At 38.2% G+C, this 19,312-nt stretch carries 22 protein-coding genes and 1 tRNA gene; 2 read left to right on the top strand and 21 right to left on the bottom strand.

What is annotated here, in order from left to right; translation table 11 throughout:
• Positions 1 to 23 precede the first annotated feature (23 nt).
• From ACYQ0E_RS05780 to ACYQ0E_RS05715, 14 genes are all read right to left on the bottom strand, one after another.
• Positions 24 to 99, bottom strand: a tRNA-Lys gene (locus tag ACYQ0E_RS05780).
• Positions 100 to 200: 101 nt separating this feature from the next.
• On the bottom strand, positions 201 to 920 hold the full coding sequence (queC, locus tag ACYQ0E_RS05775) for a 7-cyano-7-deazaguanine synthase QueC (RefSeq protein WP_460187296.1): 720 nt from the start codon (positions 918 to 920) through the stop codon (positions 201 to 203).
• Between the two features lie 2 nt (positions 921 to 922).
• Positions 923 to 1,795: a tol-pal system protein YbgF gene (ybgF, locus tag ACYQ0E_RS05770; protein ID WP_460187295.1), complete on the bottom strand. Its 873-nt coding sequence runs from the start codon at positions 1,793 to 1,795 to the stop codon at positions 923 to 925.
• A 9-nt stretch (positions 1,796 to 1,804) separates the two neighbouring features.
• Positions 1,805 to 2,377, bottom strand: a complete 573-nt coding sequence (gene pal, locus ACYQ0E_RS05765; protein WP_460187294.1) for a peptidoglycan-associated lipoprotein Pal — start codon at positions 2,375 to 2,377, stop codon at positions 1,805 to 1,807.
• 88 nt (positions 2,378 to 2,465) lie between these two features.
• A complete protein-coding gene (gene tolB, locus ACYQ0E_RS05760) occupies positions 2,466 to 3,839 on the bottom strand; it encodes a Tol-Pal system beta propeller repeat protein TolB (protein WP_460187293.1) in 1,374 nt (457 codons plus the stop codon).
• Between the two features lie 192 nt (positions 3,840 to 4,031).
• Positions 4,032 to 5,054: a cell envelope integrity protein TolA gene (gene tolA, locus ACYQ0E_RS05755; RefSeq protein WP_460187292.1), complete on the bottom strand. Its 1,023-nt coding sequence runs from the start codon at positions 5,052 to 5,054 to the stop codon at positions 4,032 to 4,034.
• Entirely contained in the window at positions 5,054 to 5,515 is a 462-nt protein-coding gene (locus ACYQ0E_RS05750) for an ExbD/TolR family protein (RefSeq protein WP_460187291.1), read from the bottom strand. The genes tolA and ACYQ0E_RS05750 overlap by 1 nt, the downstream gene beginning before the upstream one ends.
• Before the next feature lie 48 nt (positions 5,516 to 5,563).
• Positions 5,564 to 6,250, bottom strand: a complete 687-nt coding sequence (gene tolQ, locus ACYQ0E_RS05745) for a protein TolQ (protein WP_460187290.1) — start codon at positions 6,248 to 6,250, stop codon at positions 5,564 to 5,566.
• Between the two features lie 103 nt (positions 6,251 to 6,353).
• A complete protein-coding gene (gene ruvB / locus ACYQ0E_RS05740; RefSeq protein WP_460187289.1) occupies positions 6,354 to 7,358 on the bottom strand; it encodes a Holliday junction branch migration DNA helicase RuvB in 1,005 nt (334 codons plus the stop codon).
• On the bottom strand, positions 7,359 to 7,991 hold the full coding sequence (ruvA, locus tag ACYQ0E_RS05735; RefSeq protein WP_460187288.1) for a Holliday junction branch migration protein RuvA: 633 nt from the start codon (positions 7,989 to 7,991) through the stop codon (positions 7,359 to 7,361). It lies immediately after the preceding gene.
• Between the two features lie 10 nt (positions 7,992 to 8,001).
• Positions 8,002 to 8,520 carry a crossover junction endodeoxyribonuclease RuvC gene (ruvC, locus tag ACYQ0E_RS05730; protein ID WP_460187287.1) on the bottom strand — a complete coding sequence of 173 codons (519 nt, stop codon included), beginning with the start codon at positions 8,518 to 8,520 and terminating at the stop codon, positions 8,002 to 8,004.
• A 114-nt stretch (positions 8,521 to 8,634) separates the two neighbouring features.
• Complete coding sequence (gene nadA / locus ACYQ0E_RS05725; RefSeq protein ID WP_460187286.1) at positions 8,635 to 9,723, bottom strand: quinolinate synthase NadA; 1,089 nt, start codon at positions 9,721 to 9,723, stop codon at positions 8,635 to 8,637.
• 31 nt (positions 9,724 to 9,754) lie between these two features.
• Positions 9,755 to 11,536 (bottom strand): aspartate--tRNA ligase, encoded by a 1,782-nt coding sequence (aspS, locus tag ACYQ0E_RS05720; protein ID WP_460187285.1) that lies wholly within the window; start codon positions 11,534 to 11,536, stop codon positions 9,755 to 9,757.
• A 147-nt stretch (positions 11,537 to 11,683) separates the two neighbouring features.
• Positions 11,684 to 12,379, bottom strand: a complete 696-nt coding sequence (locus ACYQ0E_RS05715; RefSeq protein ID WP_460187284.1) for a DUF502 domain-containing protein — start codon at positions 12,377 to 12,379, stop codon at positions 11,684 to 11,686.
• A gap of 342 nt (positions 12,380 to 12,721) precedes the next feature.
• Between ACYQ0E_RS05715 and ACYQ0E_RS05710 the strand changes: the two genes are divergently transcribed.
• Positions 12,722 to 13,507, top strand: a complete 786-nt coding sequence (locus ACYQ0E_RS05710) for a prepilin peptidase (protein ID WP_460187283.1) — start codon at positions 12,722 to 12,724, stop codon at positions 13,505 to 13,507.
• A gap of 94 nt (positions 13,508 to 13,601) precedes the next feature.
• Here ACYQ0E_RS05710 and ACYQ0E_RS05705 read toward each other — a convergent pair whose 3' ends face one another.
• Together ACYQ0E_RS05705 and ACYQ0E_RS05700 are read right to left on the bottom strand one after the other, a co-directional pair.
• The gene (locus ACYQ0E_RS05705; protein WP_460187282.1) at positions 13,602 to 13,892 is read right to left on the bottom strand and encodes a DUF3579 domain-containing protein; all 291 of its coding nucleotides are present in this window, start codon (positions 13,890 to 13,892) and stop codon (positions 13,602 to 13,604) included.
• Between the two features lie 94 nt (positions 13,893 to 13,986).
• Positions 13,987 to 14,124 (bottom strand): hypothetical protein, encoded by a 138-nt coding sequence (locus ACYQ0E_RS05700; protein ID WP_460187281.1) that lies wholly within the window; start codon positions 14,122 to 14,124, stop codon positions 13,987 to 13,989.
• A 72-nt stretch (positions 14,125 to 14,196) separates the two neighbouring features.
• On the opposite strand from ACYQ0E_RS05700, the gene ACYQ0E_RS05695 reads away from it, so the two are divergent.
• Positions 14,197 to 15,273: a 3-deoxy-7-phosphoheptulonate synthase gene (locus ACYQ0E_RS05695; RefSeq protein ID WP_460187280.1), complete on the top strand. Its 1,077-nt coding sequence runs from the start codon at positions 14,197 to 14,199 to the stop codon at positions 15,271 to 15,273.
• A gap of 89 nt (positions 15,274 to 15,362) precedes the next feature.
• Here the strand turns inward: ACYQ0E_RS05695 and thiL are convergent, their stop codons facing one another.
• From thiL to ACYQ0E_RS05670, 5 genes are all read right to left on the bottom strand, one after another.
• Positions 15,363 to 16,400 (bottom strand): thiamine-phosphate kinase, encoded by a 1,038-nt coding sequence (thiL, locus tag ACYQ0E_RS05690; RefSeq protein WP_460187279.1) that lies wholly within the window; start codon positions 16,398 to 16,400, stop codon positions 15,363 to 15,365.
• 97 nt (positions 16,401 to 16,497) lie between these two features.
• A complete protein-coding gene (gene nusB / locus ACYQ0E_RS05685) occupies positions 16,498 to 16,977 on the bottom strand; it encodes a transcription antitermination factor NusB (RefSeq protein WP_460187278.1) in 480 nt (159 codons plus the stop codon).
• Positions 16,977 to 17,438, bottom strand: coding sequence for a 6,7-dimethyl-8-ribityllumazine synthase (gene ribH / locus ACYQ0E_RS05680; RefSeq protein ID WP_460187277.1), 462 nt, complete (start codon positions 17,436 to 17,438; stop codon positions 16,977 to 16,979). The genes nusB and ribH overlap by 1 nt, the downstream gene beginning before the upstream one ends.
• Positions 17,439 to 17,542: 104 nt before the next feature.
• A complete protein-coding gene (gene ribBA / locus ACYQ0E_RS05675; RefSeq protein WP_460187276.1) occupies positions 17,543 to 18,658 on the bottom strand; it encodes a bifunctional 3,4-dihydroxy-2-butanone-4-phosphate synthase/GTP cyclohydrolase II in 1,116 nt (371 codons plus the stop codon).
• A gap of 1 nt (position 18,659) precedes the next feature.
• Positions 18,660 to 19,310, bottom strand: a complete 651-nt coding sequence (locus ACYQ0E_RS05670; RefSeq protein WP_460187275.1) for a riboflavin synthase — start codon at positions 19,308 to 19,310, stop codon at positions 18,660 to 18,662.
• Positions 19,311 to 19,312: the final 2 nt, after the last annotated feature.

The following is a 19,312-nucleotide window of genomic DNA, read 5'->3' as shown; positions in this document are numbered from 1 at the left end:
TTTCCAAACAAACCCAAAGTAAATGGTGGGTCGTGTGCGATTCGAACGCACGACCAATTGGTTAAAAGCCAACTGCTCTACCAGCTGAGCTAACGACCCGCTTGGAATGGGGCGTATTATACAAGCCTACGGGAAGTGTGCAAGCACTTTTAACGATTATTTATGATTTTTTTAACCGTTATGTTTATTTTTAAAAAATGTTACGATTGATATACCGTTGGATCTTCAATACCAGCGTCGCTAAACCCTTGTTTTCTCAAACGACATGAGTCACATTGACCACAAGCTCGACCAAAATCATCCGCTTGATAACACGAAACCGTTAAGCTGTAATCCACGCCATTTTTAATACCTTGCTGAATGATTTGGGCTTTAGTTAGATCAATCAACGGTGTTTGAATGTGCATTTTATGACCTTCAACTCCAGCCTTAGTTGCCAAGTTAGCCATTTTTTCAAATGCTTCAATATATTCAGGTCGACAATCAGGGTATCCAGAATAGTCGACCGCATTCACACCAATAAACACGTTATCTGCTTTAAGCACTTCAGCCAATCCTAAAGCATAAGACAAAAACACTGTATTACGTGCCGGCACATAAGTAATCGGAATTTCGCCCTCTTCTACGCCTGAAACAGGTACATCAATATTATTATCTGTTAATGCCGACCCACCAATTGCACGCATATCCATATTCATAACTCGGTGCGTTTTAGCGCCTAAATTTTTAGCTAGGTTTTGAGCCGCATACAGTTCAGCTTTGTGGCGTTGGCCATAATCAAAACTCATCGTATGGCATTCATATCCCTGTGCTTTAGCAAGCGCTAATACAGTGGCAGAATCTAACCCACCTGAAAGTAAAATAACGGCTTTTGGTTCGCGATTTGATATTGATGGATCTACTGACATTACTTCTGACATTTTTAAGATTTCTCTAAACGTTTCTGGGCATTTTTAGCCGCACGACTTGTTGGACGGTCATTGATGATTTGCTTATAAAGCATTTCTGCTTTTTTGGTATTGCCTAAATTTCGATAGCTGTCGCCTGCACGTAAGGTAGCATCTGGTATTTTAGAAGAATCAGGATAACGCTGAATCACCATTAAAAAGGAATCTAATGCCTTTTGATTATCGCCTTTTATTAAATACCCTTCACCACTCCAGTATGCCGCATTACTCGCCAATTCACTTTGTGGATATTGTTTAATGAAATCACCAAAACTTTGAATCGACTCATCGTATTTTGAGGCTCTCATTAAAGCAAAAGCTTGTTTGTATTTTTCTTTTTCTATATCTGTAGCCGGTCGAGTTTTAATCACCGTTGGCTCTGCACTCTCAGTTGTCACTGCTGCATTCGCTTCGACAGGCGTCGGATTTTGATTTACCACCGTTTTGGGTTTATCTACAGGTAAACTGGTATTTACCGCGGGTGTTGGCGCAGCCACATCTTCTTGCACAAGATCAGGCTCTACATCTGGAACCACCATACCGCTCGTTTTAGGCTCGCTGCCTTCAAGATGACTTAAACGTTCGTCACTCTCTTTATAGCGTTTATCCATAATGCTATGAATATTTCTAAGTTCTCTTTTTAAACGGTCATTTTCATCTTGAAGAGATTGAATATCACGTTGTTGCTCACCGAGTCGTCTGCTTAATTGTAACAAAACAGGGTTATCCATCATGCGCTCTAAGCGGTTCACTCTTTGTTCTAGGTTACCCGTAGTTGCTGCAGATACGGGCAAAGCGAGAGTTAAAGATAAACCTGAAATTGCTGTTAATAATAATGTTTTACGCATTACTTTTCCTTATTTAATAACAATGTCAACACGACGGTTTTTTTGCCAAGCCATCTCATTACTACCTGATACCGCTGGCTGTTCTTCACCAAAACTAATCACTTCAATTCGACTTTTATCTACACCAAACAACATCATAGCTTGCTCTACCGCTTTAGCACGTTTTTCCCCTAATGCAAGGTTGTATTCAGGCGTTCCACGCTCATCGGTATTGCCTTTTAAAATCAATTTTTCTTTTGGATTTTGTAGCAAAATATTTGCGTGATAACGCACAATATCGGTTGCTTTATCATCTAAATCATATTGATCGTAATCAAAATAAATAACAGGTTCATAAATGCTATCAACATCCGTCATTTTCATGTCATCTAAAGATTGACCATCGTTTAAATCACCGCCATTGGCTTGTGCACCGTTGGCTGGAATCACTTCTACACCATTACCAGTATCTTCCACACCAGGTGCGGTATCTGTTGTTACGTCTGGATCATTTGTTCCGTTACTCCCTTTTTGTGGAGCCGAACTACAAGCGGCTAATAGCGTAATGGCCGCAATCGTAAATACTTTTTGTAATGTATGCATTTTTAATTCCTTTAAACCTTATAAATTCATGAATTAAGATTGAGTAAATGCTCTTTCTCTCTTCAAATACTGTGAGCCAACTAAAATTTTAATTTAAATACGGACCCCACGCTGGTTCGCGTACTTCACCATCTTTTACTTTTAATGTTTGAGATGTTTTACCATCAATGGCAACAACAGCCAATTCACCATGATCATTTTTGTTCATAGCGTATAAAATCATTTCTCCATTAGGTGAAAAGCTAGGCGATTCATCTAAAAAGGTATTGGTTAATACCGTAAATTCATTGGTATATAAATCTTGCAAGGCTATATGAAAACCACCATCACCATGAACAACCGCTAAATAACGACCATCTGGAGATATTTCTGGATTTCCATTGTACTTGCCTTCAAAAGTTACACGGTGAATCTCACCCGTGTCCAAAAAGACCTGAAATACTTGAGGTTGTCCGCGTCGGTCAGAGTTAAAAAAGACTGATTTGCCATTTGGCGCCCAAGCGGCTTCTGTTTCAATGGAATAGTTACGGGTTAAACGTCGTAAATGATTCGTCGCTAAATTCATAACATACACGTCTGCACTACCATCTTTTGATAAAGTTAAGGCAAGCTGCTTACCATCTGGCGACCAAGCTGGTGCACTATTTAAACCTTTATAGTTAGCAATGACTTTACGATATTTACCATCTAAGCTTTGTATAACCACATTTGAACGGCCACTTTCAAAAGTAACATAAGCTAACTTAGTACCATCAGGAGACCAACTTGGTGACATGATAGGCATTCTTGATTTTAAAATAGGCTGTGGGTTATAGCCATCAGAGTCGGCTATTTCTAGAGTATAAAGGCGTTTACCACCTACATTACGCAGAGTAACATACGCAATTTGCGTATTAAAAGCACCGCGTACACCCGTTAACTCTTCATAAATTAGATCACTAATTTGATGAGCAATAAGTCTTAACTTAGAAGCAGGAATATGAACCCAACGTTTACCCATCACTTGGTTTTTACGCAATACATCCATAAAGCGCATGTCAATTTGATAAAGCCCATTGCCTTCAGACACAACATTACCAATTAACATATTATCAACATCCAGTGCTTTCCAGTCATCAAACTGAATTTGATCAATTTCAGAAGGCGTAGTTGGCAATACATTTCTTGCAAGCGGACTAAACTTACCGCTTCTTCTTAAATCCGCCGCAACAACTTGAGCAATATCAACAGGAACCGATTGTTTAGTTGTTAAAGGTAATGTTTTAGAGGGCGCTGAAGTTACAGCTGTTTTCTCTGAATAGCTAAACGGTATAATCGCTATAGGCAAAGCATTTTCATAACCTTCATTAATTTCAATGGTTAATCCTGACCAAGCTGGCAAAGAAAACACCATCAAGAGTCCTAAAAAACTAAGCTGTAATTTAGCGAGTATATTTTTGTGTAAATTCAGTTGTAAATTCAATGTAATCACCGCTATTTATTTAAATTTTGAATAAAATTGTGAACTAAAGTTTGCTTTTTACCAGGCCTGGTAAATATTATTAACCCAAGTAAAAAGCTTTACCCATATTAATAAAGTAAGCAAATACTGACTTTATTATCCAGATTAATTATTGTTCTTAAACACTGTGCACACTTTAAAAGCGTATGGACTTTAAGGTTTAAATTGGAATGTAATCTCGCGTTCAAATAACTCTTTAACAGGAGGTGCAGGTAAAGGTTCGGCTCTATATACCGCTTTTTCTGCTGCCTCTTGAAATTGTTTATTAGCAAACTTATTACAATTTAACACCTTAACACTGGTGATATTACCCGTTGGCGACTGGGTAATTTTTAAATCACACTGAGCCTCAGAAGAAATACGAGCAGGAGTACGCCAGCTATCTTTAACTTTTGCTGTAATCGATGAAATATACGTTTCACGCAATGAGAGCATTTGCTTACGTTTTTGTGCTTCTCGTTGTTGTTGCGCTTCTTCATCTAATTGGCGTTGTAACTCGGCGGCCGCTTGTTGTTTCTCTTTTTCTTTTTGTGCCGCTAATGCGGCTTTTTCTAGTGCTTTCTTCTCTTCAGCTTTACGAGCGACTTCTTTTTGAAGCGCTTGCTTTTTCTTCTCTTCAGCTTGACGTTGCTTCTCAGCTTGAAGCGCTTTTTCTTTTGCTTCTTTGGTTTTTTTCTCAGCGGCTAACGTAGCTTTTTTAGCTTGTTCGGCTTTTTTGCGTTCGGCTTCCGCTTTTTTCTTTTCTATTTGTGCAAGGCGTTTGGCTTCTTCGGTTTTTTTGCGTTCCTGTTCGGCTTTTCGTTTTTGCTCGTCAGCTTGTTTTTTAGCTAAATTTGCTTTTTGTTTTTCCGATTCTTGTTTCTTTTTAAGCTCTTTTAAACGTTCACGCTCTTGCTGTGTCTTTGCCTGCAAGTTTTTTTGTTCTTGGCGTCTGGCTTCTTGTTCTGCTTTAATTTTATTAATTTTAGCTTGCACTTGGGCAGAATCAACTGTAAACGTTTTCATAGGTTCCAGCTGGGCAATCTGCTTTATTTCTTGATTTGAAGTACCCTCAGATGAAATCTTAACCACTTCAGGTTTGTCTAACCATTTAATACTAAATAGTGTAATTAAACCTAAGTGCAAAACTATGGCTAGCAGTACGGAATAAGGATGTTTAGCGATAAATTTTAACATTACGGTTTTACCAATTCAGGTTCAGTCATTAATGAAACATTGTCAACACCATTTGCTTTTAACAGCACAAATATATGCACAACTTTGCCATACGGTGCTTGGCGATCACCTTGTATATAAATAGGTTGTTTTTTATTTAATTGCGAACGCGCCATGACTTCGGCCACAAGATCTTCTAGATCCTTATTACCCAAAACAATTTCAGGCTGCTCAGAGGTTTTATACATACCGTCTTTGGTCACAGTAATAACAAAAGGTTGATCTTCTTCACTGATCTGTGCCGTTGCCTTTTTAGTAATTTCTGGTGTTTGTGGCAAGCTAACCGTTACCGCTTGTTGAACAATGGGCGCGGTGACCATAAAAATAATCAGCAATACTAAGGTGACATCAATGTATGGCACTACATTGATTTCTGCCATTAAGCGTTTTTTTTGTCTGCTACTTCGAAAACCGTTTTGCATATTTTTTCCTAAACTCTTTTATTGCGCCATTTACTTATATATTTAAGATTAGATTTTATTTTTAACCGTATGAGCTTGGCGTTGCAATAAGGTTAAAAAACCATCTGCAAAGTTTTCGTATTCACTTAGTAAGCGGTCAACACGATTTGTTAAACGGTTATAAGCAATTACGGCGGGAATAGCGGCAAATAAACCGATAGCCGTGGCAATTAACGCTTCTGAAATACCTGGTGCAACGGCCGCTAAAGTAGCGTGTTGAACGTCACCTAATGATTGAAAGGCATGCATGACCCCCCAAACCGTACCAAATAAACCAATATAAGGTGCTGAAGAACCTACGGTGGCTAATAGAGATAAATGATTTTCTAGTTTATCGGCCTGTTTTGAAAAAGCGATTTTCATACTTCTTTGTGCGCCCGCAATCAAATCATTTGCTTCATGTACATCTTGCTGTTTTAGGCGGGCAAATTCTTTAAAACCATCTGCAAAAATCAAGGCAACCCCTGTAGAAGATTGACGGTCAGATTCAATCGTTTGATACAGACCAGATAACTCTTGCGTTTGCCAAAATGTATTATCAAATGCTTTGGTTTCTCGCATGGCTTTTCTAACTTGATAAGATTTAGCAATTGCCACCGACCAGGCCGCTAATGACATTATGGCCAACAAAATCATTACAGCTTGTACAACTGGGCTAGCACTTAATACGATATCAATTAAATCACTGTCGTTCATGGTCTACTCTTTCCATTCTCTTTAGAGGTTAACAAGTTTTATTACCTAAACAATATCTATAGGATACGGTTTAAAAAAATAAAATGTAATTATATTACTTTTATTAAACTATTTGTTCAAAATTCAAATGTTTATAGGCGTGTGATGTGGCCATTCGCCCTCTTGGTGTTCTAACTAAAAAGCCTTGTTGAACCAAAAATGGCTCAATCACATCTTCAATTGTGCCACGTTCTTCGCCTAATGCGGTTGCCATGCTGTCAATGCCAACAGGGCCGCCTTCAAATTTTTCAATTAAGGTTTCTAAAAAACGTCTGTCCATTTTATCTAAACCTAAGGTATCCACTTCTAATAGGTTAAGAGCTGAATCAGCAATAGACTGAGTGATAATGCCATCACCTTTAACTTGAGCATAATCTCTAACACGTCTTAATAATCTATTGGCTATACGAGGAGTACCCCGAGAACGTCGCGCGATTTCTTGCGCGCCTTCTAGCTCTGATTGCATACCTAATATAAGTGAAGAACGCGTAACAATTTGGGTTAATTCTTCATGTGTATAAAATTCTAAACGTTGAACTAAGCCAAAACGATCTCGTAGTGGTGAGGTTAATAAACCCGCTCTTGTCGTTGCTCCGACTAGAGTGAACGGCGGTAAATCAATTTTGACACTTTGAGCGGCTGGTCCGTCACCGATTACAATGTCAATCTGAAAATCTTCCATCGCTGGGTACAACACTTCTTCAACAATGGGACTTAAACGATGAATCTCGTCAACAAAAAGAACATCATGTGGTTCTAAACGCGTTAATATCGCAGCTAAATCCCCCGGTTTTTCAATAACTGGCCCAGAGGTTTGACGTAATGTCACACCCATTTCTTGGGCAACAATATTTGATAATGTGGTTTTTCCCAGGCCTGGTGGCCCATAAAGCAAAACATGGTCAAGTGCTTCACCACGCATTTTGGCGGCATCCATAGAGAGTTGCAGCTGCTCCCTAACCGCCTTTTGACCAATGTATTCATTAATCTGCTGTGGTCTTACTGAGGGAGCGGTGTAGATGTCATCGGCAACCTCTTGGCTACCAACTATACGATCTGTTTCAATCATCTACAATTTAACTCCCTGTAGTGCACGTTTAATAAGAGCTTCTAATGTTAACCCTTCTTCAAAAGCACCTGCAACCATTTTTTCTGCCTGGGTATTTTTATATCCTAACGCAATCAAAGCTTCACAAGCTGACTGCTGTATTGAATTTGCAAAACCACTAGTTGGAATAGCCGTTTGGCTTCCAGAATCACTGATTATAGGTTCATAATTTAACAGCCCTGATTCAACAATAGGCTTAAGTCTATCACGCATTTCTATTTGTAAACGTTCTGCTGTTTTTTTACCCACACCAGGTATGCGTGTTAATGCAGAAATATCCGCATTATCTACATAACTACAAAATTCATTGACCGACATGGCTGATAAAATACCCAATGCCATTTTGGCACCCACACCATTCACTTTTATAAGTGTTTTAAAAAGTACACGTTCAGATTCTGTGGCAAATCCAAATAACAACATAGCATCTTCACGCACGTGCATGTGGGTAAGAATGGTGACATCACCTTCGGCTTTTTCAAACTGGTAAAAGGTCGACATAGGGGCTTCAATTTCATACCCCACACCATGTACATCTAATACCAGCATTGGCGGTTGTTTTTGAACCAACTGACCTCTTAAAAATCCAATCACAATGTTTTCCTTAAAATTTAGAACCTTTAGAAATTAATTCTGGATCAATTCCTAAAGACATATAACGGTCATGGCATAAGGCACAAGCTAAAGCATCAGCGGCATCTTCTTGCGGGGTATCGGTCAACTTAAGTATGTTTTGTACCATATATTGCACCTGATCTTTGCCTGCATGCCCTTTGCCAACAATGGTGCTTTTAATTTGCGTAGGTGTGTATTCCATTATATCCACCCCTTTAATGGCAGCCGCACACAATATTACGCCACGAGCTTGCCCTAAAACAATGGCTGACTTTGGATTTTTATATACAAACACTTTTTCTACAGCCATAACATCGGGCTGATATTGATCAATAATTTGGCAAATGGATTCAAAAATATTTTTTAAACGCATTGCGCCCGAAAATTTTTCAACGCGAATGACACCACTCACTAAATAACTGGGGTTATAACGACCCGATTCTACAACACCAAAACCTGTTTTGCGTGAACCTGGGTCAACACCTAATATGCGTTTAAGTTTAGTCAAATTTTACCTTTTACCAGGCCTGGTAATTTTGTATATAGTCTTCATTAAATAACCTTTACAAAATATTAAGCCACAAAAAAGCGGGCTAAAACACCCGCTTGTATAATCTCAAATCTAATTATTAGACTTTACCAGACCTGCTTGTCTAGAAAAATCTAACATTCTTTGTAATGAAATCAATGCTTTTTGGCGCACTTCTTCATCCACCAAGACTTCACCCGTATGATTTTTTAAACAATCACGTAAGTTTTGCAAACCGTTCATCGCCATCCATGGACAGTGTGCACAGCTAGTACAAGCGTCCTTTTTACTGCCCGTTGGAGCAATGTAGAGCTTTTTATTAGGTGCCAACTTTTGCATTTTATAAAAAATACCGTAGTCGGTTGCCACAATAAATTCTTGGTCAGGCAAATCAACCACCGCATTTAATAATACTTTGGTTGAGCCGACAATATCAGCTAAATTAACCACTTCGGCAGGCGATTCTGGATGAACCAAAACTTTAGCATTAGGATGTTGTTGTTTTAAAGATTCTAATTCAAAAGTTTTGAACTCATCATGCACAATACAATGCCCTTGCCAACGAAGCATTTCAACACCCGTTTCTTGCTCTATCCAATTACCTAAATGACGATCTGGCGCCCAAATAATTTTGTGACCTTGCTCTTTTAAATGGGTCACAATTTGCAAGGCATTACCGGATGTAACAACCCAATCCGCTATCGCTTTAACTTCAGCGCTAGTATTGGCATAAACCACCACCGTGTAATCTGGATGTTGCGCGCAAAACTCAGCAAACTCTTCTGCCGGGCAACCAATATCTAAAGAACAGGTTGCTTCTAGGTCGGGCATTAATACGGTTTTATCTGGGCTTAACATTTTAGCGGTTTCACCCATAAAACGTACGCCACAAACGACTAACATATCCGCATCAGATTCCGCGCCAAAACTAGCCATTTCTAACGAATCCGCAACCTTACCACCGGTTTCTTCTGCCAATGCTTGAAGTTCATCGTCAACATAAAAATGTGCAACTATCTGAGCATTATTGGCTTTTAATAACTGCTTAATTTCGGCTTTTAGGGCTTCTTTTTGTGCGTTATTTAACCAAGGTTGAGTAGGTACAGACGATGCCAATTGCTGAATTCGCGATTCTAACTGCACCGGTATATCGGTTGACTTAGTTGACATCACATTTGACATAAAAGTACTCTCTTGTTCGGTATTCTTAAAATTACGCTTCGCCACGCACAGGTTTTCTGAAACGTAATGCTAAATCTGCAAGCTGGGCATTGTCTACCATGCCAGGTGCTTCAGTTAACAAACACGCTGCTGACTGCGTTTTAGGGAAGGCAATAACATCACGAATTGAATCAATATTACCTAAAATCATCACTAAACGGTCTAAACCAAATGCCATACCTGCATGTGGAGGACAACCATATTTAAGTGCCGTTAGTAAGAAACCAAATTTATCTTGCGCTTCTTCTTCACCAATACCTAATAATTTAAGTACCGCTGCTTGCATATTCGTATCGTGAATACGCACAGAACCCCCACCCACTTCTAAACCATTGATAACTAAATCATAGGCTTTAGAAAGCATTTGTTCTGGTTCATCGTGATTTAAAATTTCTTCTGTGGTCGCTTTTGGTTGAGTAAATGGATGATGAATGGCGGTCATACGAGCGTTTTCTTCATCTTCTTCAAACATTGGGAAGTCAACAACCCACACAGGTTTAAACTGACCATTTAGCATATTTAAATCTTCACCAATTTTGACACGTAACGCACCTAAAGCATCGTTTACAATTTTGGCTTTATCTGCACCAAAGAAGACAATATCGCCATCTTTAGCTTCTACGCGTTGCATAATTTCCATCACTTGGTCAGGGAAGAACTTAACAATAGGCGACTGAAGACCATCAATACCCGCAGATAAATCATTTACTTTAATGTAAGCCAAACCTTTAGCACCATAAATACTTACAAATTTGGTGTAAGCATCAATGTCTTTACGGCTCATTGAACCCGCGCCAGGTACTTTAAGTGCAACAACTCGCCCTTTTGGATCTTTAGCTGGCCCTGCAAATACTTTAAATTCAATATCTTGTAATAAGTCTGCTATATCAACCAACTGCATATCAATACGTAAATCTGGACGATCAATACCATATTTTTGAATAGCGTCTGCGTAAGTCATGCGTGGAAAATCATAACCAAACTCGTGACCAATTGCTTCTTTAAAGATGGTTTTAGTTAAACCTTCCATCACATCCATTACCGCGTCTTCTTCCATAAAAGACGTTTCAATATCTAGCTGGGTAAATTCAGGCTGACGATCAGCACGTAAATCTTCATCACGGAAACAACGTGTAATTTGGTAATAACGGTCAAAGCCAGACATCATTAACAACTGCTTAAACAGCTGCGGCGATTGTGGCAATGCAAAAAATTTGTTTTGGTGAGTACGACTTGGTACCAAATAATCACGCGCACCTTCTGGTGTAGATTTGGTCAGTATTGGTGTTTCAATATCCATAAAACCACTGTCGTCTAAATAGCGACGCATTGAACGCGTTACTTTATAACGCAACATCATGGTTTGCTGCATATCTTCACGTCGTAAATCTATATAGCGATATTTTAAGCGAGTTTCTTCACCAACATTTTTGTCATCCAGCTGAAACGGAATTGGCTCTGCCATGCTTAATACGTTTAAGTCAGTGGCTACAATTTCAATTTTACCCGTTTTCATATTTGGGTTAATTGTACCCTCTGTTCTAGAGATAACCTGGCCTGTAATTTGTAACACACACTCAGAGCGTAAACGTTCTGCTTTAGCAAAAATATCCGCTGTATCTGGGTTTACAACCACTTGTACCAAACCTTCACGGTCACGTAAATCGATAAAGATAACCCCACCGTGGTCACGGCGACGATGAACCCAACCTGCTACGGTTACGGTTTGGTCAATAAATGTTTCTGTAACTTGCCCACAATACTGCGTACGCATACTCTTTAATACCTTTAATAAATTTAACGTTTTAATTCTTTAAAAACTGCGTTTAAAACAGTTTTAACAAGTTAAACGTTAGTCGTCACTTTGGTTGCTAACAGCACAACCTCTAAAATAAATTTTGTACTTCTAAATACTCTTAAACTATTTATCACTTTTTGGCGGAGAAATAGGTTCTATGCCCTGTGTACCTTGTAAACTTTCTGGTTGAACAGCCACTTTTCCGTTCTTGTCTTTTTTCATACCAGGCACAACCACGCCACCTGAAATAACCATTTTTAAAGCATCATCAACGTTCATTTCAAGCTCTACAATTTCATCACGGCTTGCCATAATAAAAAAACCTGACGTTGGGTTTGGCGTCGTTGGCACAAACAAATTCACAACTTCATCCATTTTGGTTTTTACCTGTGCTTCGGCTTGATGTGTACTGGTTTGAAAAGCGAGTGTCCATAACCCTTTTCTTGGGTATTCAATCAAATAGGCTTTTTGAAAAGTTTGATCTCCAGAACCAAACACAGCTTCTGCAATTTGTTTTACCGCATTGTAAATAGAGCGAACCAGTGGAATTCTAGATAAAAAGGATTCCCACAAACCGACAATTTTACTGCCTAACAAGTTGGCAACAAACACACCTGTGATTAAAATCAACAACAGTGACAATACAACACCCAAGCCAGGAATATTAAAACCTAGCAAGGTTTCTGGACGATAGTCATGTGGAATAAGCTGTAAAGTTTGGTCAAAAAAATCAACCAAAAATTTGACAACCGCAAAGGTAACGCCTAACGGCAACCAGACCAACAACCCAGCAATCAAATAACGCTTGAAAAAAGACACTTAATACAACCTAATTAATCAATAATAAGAGAACACGATATTATAAAGGAATTCACAACACTTTTAACAACAGATTTACATAAGAAAGATGCCTTCTGACATTTTTACTGAATTTTTAGTAACGCCAAAAAACGCATCATGCAACAGATAGACAAAAAACTCACTCAAAATCCCTTTAAGTCACCGCTTAAAACACTTTTTTTTCATAAAAACTTATCGTTTATTCAGATAGGCATACCGATAAATCTTTGATAAAGTGACCATCAGAAATCGTTAAAGTTACTCTTTTTATGATTTTAAATTAAAACACAACCACCCTCAAACAGCTAAAGAGTTTATAACATGACCGCACTTTCAACTTCTCAACTTCTTATTTTTAGTGGTATTTTAGGACTCATTATTGGTAGTTTCTTATCCATGCTAACTTGGCGACTGCCTCGCATTATGATGCTAGAAGAAGAGGCACAATTTAAAGAAATAAGCTTGGGGGGTTCAAAATGCCCCCAGTGCGATGCCAATCTGCCATGGTACAGACTTATCCCTCTTTTTAGCTGGCTTTATTCAAAAGGTAAATGCCACAATTGTCAAAATAAAATATCGCCACGCTATCCTATCATTGAAAGCTGTACCGCTCTTTTTACCATCGCATGTATGTGGCAATTTGGATTAACAACAGAAGGCATTGCAGCCACGTTATTTAGCTGGATATTAATTGCTATTTTTGTTGTCGACTTTGAACACCAATTAATTTTAGATAACTTAAGCCTTCCGTTACTTTGGTTAGGCTTAATATTTAACTCTCAAACTCTATTTGCCACCCCTGTTGATGCTATTTGGGGAGCGGTAATTGGCTATATGTTACTTTGGATCGTTTTTCATGCCTTTAAAATACTAACTGGTAAAGAAGGTATGGGGTATGGTGATTTTAAATTACTGGCTGCTTTAGGTGCTTGGTTTGGCTTTATTGCTTTACCGCAAATTATTTTAATTGCCGCAGTTACCAGTATCTTAGTCAGCGTAATAGGCATTATGCTAAAAACCCGTGGTAAAGACACACCATTAGCATTTGGCCCTTTTTTAGCCATTGGTGGCTGGGTAAGTTTATTTTTAGGCTCTAACCTCATTTAAAGAAAACGTTTTAAAAGCAAAAAGCCCCTATAAACCATGGTTTATAGGGGCTTTTTATCAGAGCTTTTATAGACACTTCATGTAAAGTAGCCGTTTATGCACCTAACTTAGATTCATCCAAATCACAAACTTTGGTCATTTTTAAACCATTGCTTTTAACAAAATTCATTACGTATTCAAACATACCTGGGTTTTCTTGCTCCAAAAGCATATCAATCATCAAGCACTTTTGGCCTTCATACAATTCTGGATGCAGCATATCTGAATACACTAACCTTTGCATATTATAAGAAGCACCCATTGATGAAATACGATCAATCCAATCGCTTGGTCTGAATTTTCGGCCATCTTCAGTGACGCCTTCAATAATATATTTACAATTCACTTTTATAGCCCATACTTTTCTGAATTTCAAAACGCCATAATTTTAGCATAGAACTCTTTATAGTTCTTAGCATCTATAAGGATTTTTTACCTTTTTAACATAAAATATTTCTATCATTTTGATAGTAAAATAAACTTACCAGGCCTGGTAAATTTAAAAAGAATGTAAAAACTTCACTAATCGCAATCAATTTACGTGAATTCATAAAGCAAATAGCATTATAAAATGGCATAATATCGCGTTTATACCCTCGTATTTTTCTAAAATATACATTTGAAAACAAATTGATGATTAAGGTTTCACAATGACGCAGTATCAAACAGATAATTTACGCATCAAAAATATAACAGAAGTACGCTCACCGCGTGATTTGCATGAACAATTCCCTATCACTGAACTAGCAGCGCAAACTGTTTATGATACTCGTCAAAAAATCCATAACATTCTTGTGGGCAGAGATGACCGTTTGTTAGTTGTTATAGGTCCATGTTCTATTCATGATACGGGCGCTGCTCGCGAATACGCAAAAAAATTAAAAGAACAAATTGAGCAATACAAAGACAACTTACTGATTGTTATGCGAGTTTACTTTGAAAAACCAAGAACCACCGTTGGTTGGAAAGGCTTAATTAACGACCCAAGCTTAAATGAATCATTTGAAATCAATAAAGGTTTAGGGCTTGCGCGTGAACTATTACGTGATGTAAACAATATGGGCGTGCCTGCCGCTACTGAATTTTTAGACTTGATTTCTCCGCAATATGTGGCCGATTTAATTTCTTGGGGAGCCATTGGTGCTCGTACGACTGAAAGTCAAGGCCATAGAGAACTTGCTTCTGGCTTATCTTGCCCTGTTGGCTTTAAAAATGGAACAGACGGTGGTTTTAAAGTAGCGGTTGATGCGATTCGTGCAGCCAATAACCCGCATATTTTTATGTCTTTAACCAAAGATGGTCAATCGGCTATTTTTGAAACAAAGGGTAATCATGATTGTCACGTTATTTTACGTGGTGGGAATGATGGCCCTAACTATGAGGCTGAATTTGTTGCCAATGCAGTACAACAACTGCAAGCTGCAAAAGTTGAAGACAAACTGATGATTGACTGCAGTCATGCCAATAGTAGCAAACAACACCAAAGACAATTAATCGTTGCTGACTCAATTGCTGAACAACTAGCGGCAGGTACACCTAATATTATGGGTGCTATGGTCGAAAGCCATTTAGTTGGCGGTCGTCAAGACGTGGAACCTGGCCAACCTCTTAACTATGGTCAAAGCATTACTGATGCTTGTATTGACTGGGACGACAGCTTAACAGTACTTGAAAGCCTATCAAAAGGTGTTGAAGCACGTAGAGCCTTTAATAAAAACAAAAACTAGTTACGATTTAAGGCCTATGTAAACTAATATTTAAATAGGCCTTAAATGACAATATCGCATTTAATTAACAAGCTGATTAGCTCATTTTTTTAAAAATGCAAATACCCTTTCGAATCCGCTAAATCAAATCTATTACCATTCAACAACAATTCAATATTTTCCAAAGATGGCGTTTTCTCTTTTGGTTCTTTAGACAAAACAACCTCACCAATTATTGAGATATTTACACCTAAACTCTCTGCCACTACTTTTACCTTTTTTAACTGCTCTGAAGCAAGTGTAAAACAGAGTTGATAGTCATCACCACCAGCTACAATTGTTTTCCAATCATTTGTTTTATCAATATATAATTGGGCTGCAGAAGATAAAGGAATTGACGCTAACTCTATCTTAGCTGATAGTTTTTGGTGATTATCATAAACCCGCTTATTTGATTCTTCTAAAATATGCCCTAAATCAGCCAATACCCCATCGGATATATCAATCGCACTATGAGTAAAACCAGGCAGCTCTTTCCCTAAAGCGAGCTGAGGTTCTGGACGATTTAAAGCACTCAGTAGGTGTAACTTTTGTTTTTGTGTTATTTCTTGTTTTACCAGGCCTGGTAAATTGTTTAAAGCTACCAATAAACCCAAAGCACCATCGCCAATTGTATTAGTAACACAAATAACATCCCCTGCTTTAGCGCCAGAACGTTTAATTGCTTTTCCATGTTCTACAAACCCTTGTGCGGTAACGGTTATCGTTAAAGGCCCTTTAGTGGTATCTCCGCCAATTAACGGAATATTGTAGACAGAGCAAATATCGCTTAATCCTTTGGCAAAACCCGTTAACCAGACCTGATCGTTCTTAGGTATTGTTAAAGCCAATGAATAAAAACCTGGTTTCGCTCCCATAGCCGCAAGGTCACTCAAGTTAACCGCTACCGATTTCCAAGCAATATCATAGGCCGTTGTATTTTCGGGAAAATGCACCCCTGAAACTAAAGTATCAGTAACAACGACTAGCTGATGATTGTTGGGCACATTTAACACCGCTCCATCATCACCAATACCTATTTCATCGGCCGATAAACCTACCGATAATGGTTGAAACAATGCATTTATTAATTCAAATTCACTTGCCATAGATTTTCTTTTTTATGTAATTTTTAGAGATTTTAGATATAAAAAAACCCCGTATAAACGAGGTTTTTAGACACTCATAACAAGCATTTAAACAAAACTATGCCATTTCAGTAGCACGTAATTGTTTTGCAACATTATCTAAAATGCCATTGATGTATTTATGACTTTCTTCAGCACCAAAACGTTTAGCTAATTCAACACTTTCGTTAATAATAACTTTGTACGGAATTTCAATTTTAGACTGTAGCTCATAAGCACCCATGCGCATTATAGCTCGCTCAACAGGATCAATACGTGCAACAGAACGGTCTAAATAATCTGCATACAAAACATCTAAACTGTCTGATGAACTTGAAACAGCGGTTAATAATTCATTAAAAAGTTCAAACTCTAACCCTTCTAATAAACCATCTTCATTAAACTGTTTGATAATAACAGGTACTTCTTCATTAGTCATTTGCCACTGATAAATAGCTTGCATAGCCACTCGGCGCGATTGAGTACGCGGTGTAACTTGCCCTTCTTTTTCAATGACTTCTTCACCTTGACCAGGCTGGATATCTTTAAGAGTTTTCATTAAATCTGCTTCAGAACATTAACCATTTCAATTGCCGAAACTGTCGCTTCTTCACCCTTGTTACCCATTTTAGTTCCTGAACGCTCAATAGCTTGTTCAATTGAATTGACCGTTAAGATACCAAATGCAACCGGAATTCCGTATTTCAACATAACATGGCTAATACCTTTAGTTGCTTCACCCGCTACGTAATCAAAGTGTGGCGTACCACCTTGAATAACAGCGCCAAGTGCAACAATGGCATCATACTTACCAGATGCGGCCATTTTTTCTACCGCTAGAGGCACTTCAAATGCACCAGGAACAATAACTTGTGTAATATTATCAGCAGAACCACCATGTTTTTCTACGGCTTCTATTGACCCTTTTACAAGGTGATCAACCACAAAACTATTCCATCTTGTGACTACAAAACCAAGCTTTATTCCTTCAGCATTTAAATTGCCTTGTACCATTTTCATAATTTATTCTCTTACATTCTATTTAGTTGCATTTTAACTGGCTATTTTGCCATAAAATGACTTGTTTAAAAACTTATTCTAGCCACTAAAGTGGCATTTCTACATTAGTCTTTTTTAGCAATCACTTCAGCGATCTCTAAACCAAACCCGCTCAACCCTTTCATTGGCCAAGCTGAACCTATAATTTTAAGTTTTTTAATCCCTAAATCTGAAATGATTTGAGCACCTAAACCATAAGTTTTTGCATCATCATCTGAAATACGTTCGGGAGAATTTATTCCTAAATCTTTCATTTGATATTGCTGAATTTTATCCAATAATTCAGTCGCGTCTTCATGCTTACGCAAGACCACAATTGCACCAGCACCTTCTTCTGTAATTTGCTTCATTGCTTTATCTAAAGACCAACCACACTCTTGGCGTTGTGAGCCAAATACATCACATAGTGTATCTAACATATGCACACGTACTGGAACCGGCTCTTTAGTATCAACCTTACCGTAAACTAAGGCAAAGTGCGCCTTTTGTTCAAGAACATCCTGATAACCAATTAATTTAAAATCGCCAAATTGGGTAGGTAATTTACATTCTGAAACGCGTTCAATCGTCTTTTCATTTTGTAGACGATATTCAATTAGGTCTGCAATAGTGCCAACCTTTATGTTGTGTTCTGCCGCATAAGATTCTAGGTCTTCTCTACGCGCCATTGAACCGTCTTCATTCATAACTTCAACAATAACAGAGGCGGGCTCCATACCGGCAAGACGGGCTAAATCACAACCTGCTTCCGTATGCCCTGCACGTGTTAATACACCGCCTGGTTGTGCCATTAATGGAAAAATATGACCTGGAGTCACAATATCACCTGGCCCAGCATCCTTTGCTACGGCGGCTTGCACTGTAATGGCTCTATCTGCAGCAGATATACCTGTGGTAACACCTTCAGATGCCTCAATAGAAACTGTAAAATTGGTTCCATTTTTATCTGTATTATTTGTCACCATTAAAGGTAAATGTAATTGATTACAACGCTCTTTGGTTAGAGTTAAACAGATTAAACCACGACCATACTTGGCCATAAAATTAATATCATCTGCACTGCATGTACTTGCTGGAACTAATAAATCACCCTCGTTTTCACGATCTTCGTCATCCATAAGGATAACCATTTTGCCTTGTCTAAAATCTGCAATCAGTTCTTCTATTGTATTTAATGCCATTTTATTTAAATCCGTTTTGTGCTAAAAATTCTGGGGTTATTTTACTTTCTGTAGGGGCTTGAGGTGCCGTCATCATTCGCTCTAAATATCGAGCGAGAAGATCGACTTCTAAATTGACACTTGAACCGACTTCTAAATGTTTGATCGTGGTTTCTTGACGTGTATGCGGAACAATATTCACACCAAAGACACAATCATTCACCTGATTAACGGTAAGACTTATGCCATTAATACAAATAGATCCTTTTACTGCAATATATTTACAAATTTCAATAGGTACTTCAACTTCGTAACGCCAAGAGCGTGCATCTTGTACAATTGAAATAACACGCCCTACACCATCAACGTGCCCACTTACTAAATGGCCACCTAAACGATCTTGTAAAGTCAACGCTTTTTCTAAATTAACTGGGGTGCCAATAGACCAATCACCCGCATTAGTCACCTGCAATGTTTCACCAGAAACATCGGCAACATATTGACTGTTATCAAATTCAATTGCCGTCAAACAGATACCATTTGCAGCAATACTATCACCAATATTGACGTCGCTCATATCTAACTTACCTACTTGAATAGTGACTTTCCAATCACCATCTTTCGGTTCAATATTTGCAATAGTTCCTTCTGCTTGAATAATGCCAGTAAACATAT

Source organism: Thiomicrorhabdus hydrogeniphila, from assembly GCF_054656895.1.
This window is presented reverse-complemented; position numbering and strand designations above follow the sequence as displayed.

Excerpts from the sequence above, each read along its gene's own strand:
- queC (WP_460187296.1), bottom strand. The coding sequence starts at position 920 with ATGTCAGAAGTAATGTCAGTAGATCCATCAATATCAAATCGCGAACCA.
- ybgF (WP_460187295.1), bottom strand. The coding sequence starts at position 1,795 with ATGCGTAAAACATTATTATTAACAGCAATTTCAGGTTTATCTTTAACT.
- pal (WP_460187294.1), bottom strand. The coding sequence starts at position 2,377 with ATGCATACATTACAAAAAGTATTTACGATTGCGGCCATTACGCTATTA.
- tolA (WP_460187292.1), bottom strand. The coding sequence starts at position 5,054 with ATGTTAAAATTTATCGCTAAACATCCTTATTCCGTACTGCTAGCCATA.
- ACYQ0E_RS05750 (WP_460187291.1), bottom strand. The coding sequence starts at position 5,515 with ATGCAAAACGGTTTTCGAAGTAGCAGACAAAAAAAACGCTTAATGGCA.
- tolQ (WP_460187290.1), bottom strand. The coding sequence starts at position 6,250 with ATGAACGACAGTGATTTAATTGATATCGTATTAAGTGCTAGCCCAGTT.
- ruvB (WP_460187289.1), bottom strand. The coding sequence starts at position 7,358 with ATGATTGAAACAGATCGTATAGTTGGTAGCCAAGAGGTTGCCGATGAC.
- nadA (WP_460187286.1), bottom strand. The coding sequence starts at position 9,723 with ATGTCAAATGTGATGTCAACTAAGTCAACCGATATACCGGTGCAGTTA.
- aspS (WP_460187285.1), bottom strand. The coding sequence starts at position 11,536 with ATGCGTACGCAGTATTGTGGGCAAGTTACAGAAACATTTATTGACCAA.
- ACYQ0E_RS05710 (WP_460187283.1), top strand. The coding sequence starts at position 12,722 with ATGACCGCACTTTCAACTTCTCAACTTCTTATTTTTAGTGGTATTTTA.
- ACYQ0E_RS05700 (WP_460187281.1), bottom strand. The coding sequence starts at position 14,124 with ATGCCATTTTATAATGCTATTTGCTTTATGAATTCACGTAAATTGATT.
- ACYQ0E_RS05695 (WP_460187280.1), top strand. The coding sequence starts at position 14,197 with ATGACGCAGTATCAAACAGATAATTTACGCATCAAAAATATAACAGAA.
- thiL (WP_460187279.1), bottom strand. The coding sequence starts at position 16,400 with ATGGCAAGTGAATTTGAATTAATAAATGCATTGTTTCAACCATTATCG.
- nusB (WP_460187278.1), bottom strand. The coding sequence starts at position 16,977 with ATGAAAACTCTTAAAGATATCCAGCCTGGTCAAGGTGAAGAAGTCATT.
- ribH (WP_460187277.1), bottom strand. The coding sequence starts at position 17,438 with ATGAAAATGGTACAAGGCAATTTAAATGCTGAAGGAATAAAGCTTGGT.
- ribBA (WP_460187276.1), bottom strand. The coding sequence starts at position 18,658 with ATGGCATTAAATACAATAGAAGAACTGATTGCAGATTTTAGACAAGGC.
- ACYQ0E_RS05670 (WP_460187275.1), bottom strand. The coding sequence starts at position 19,310 with ATGTTTACTGGCATTATTCAAGCAGAAGGAACTATTGCAAATATTGAA.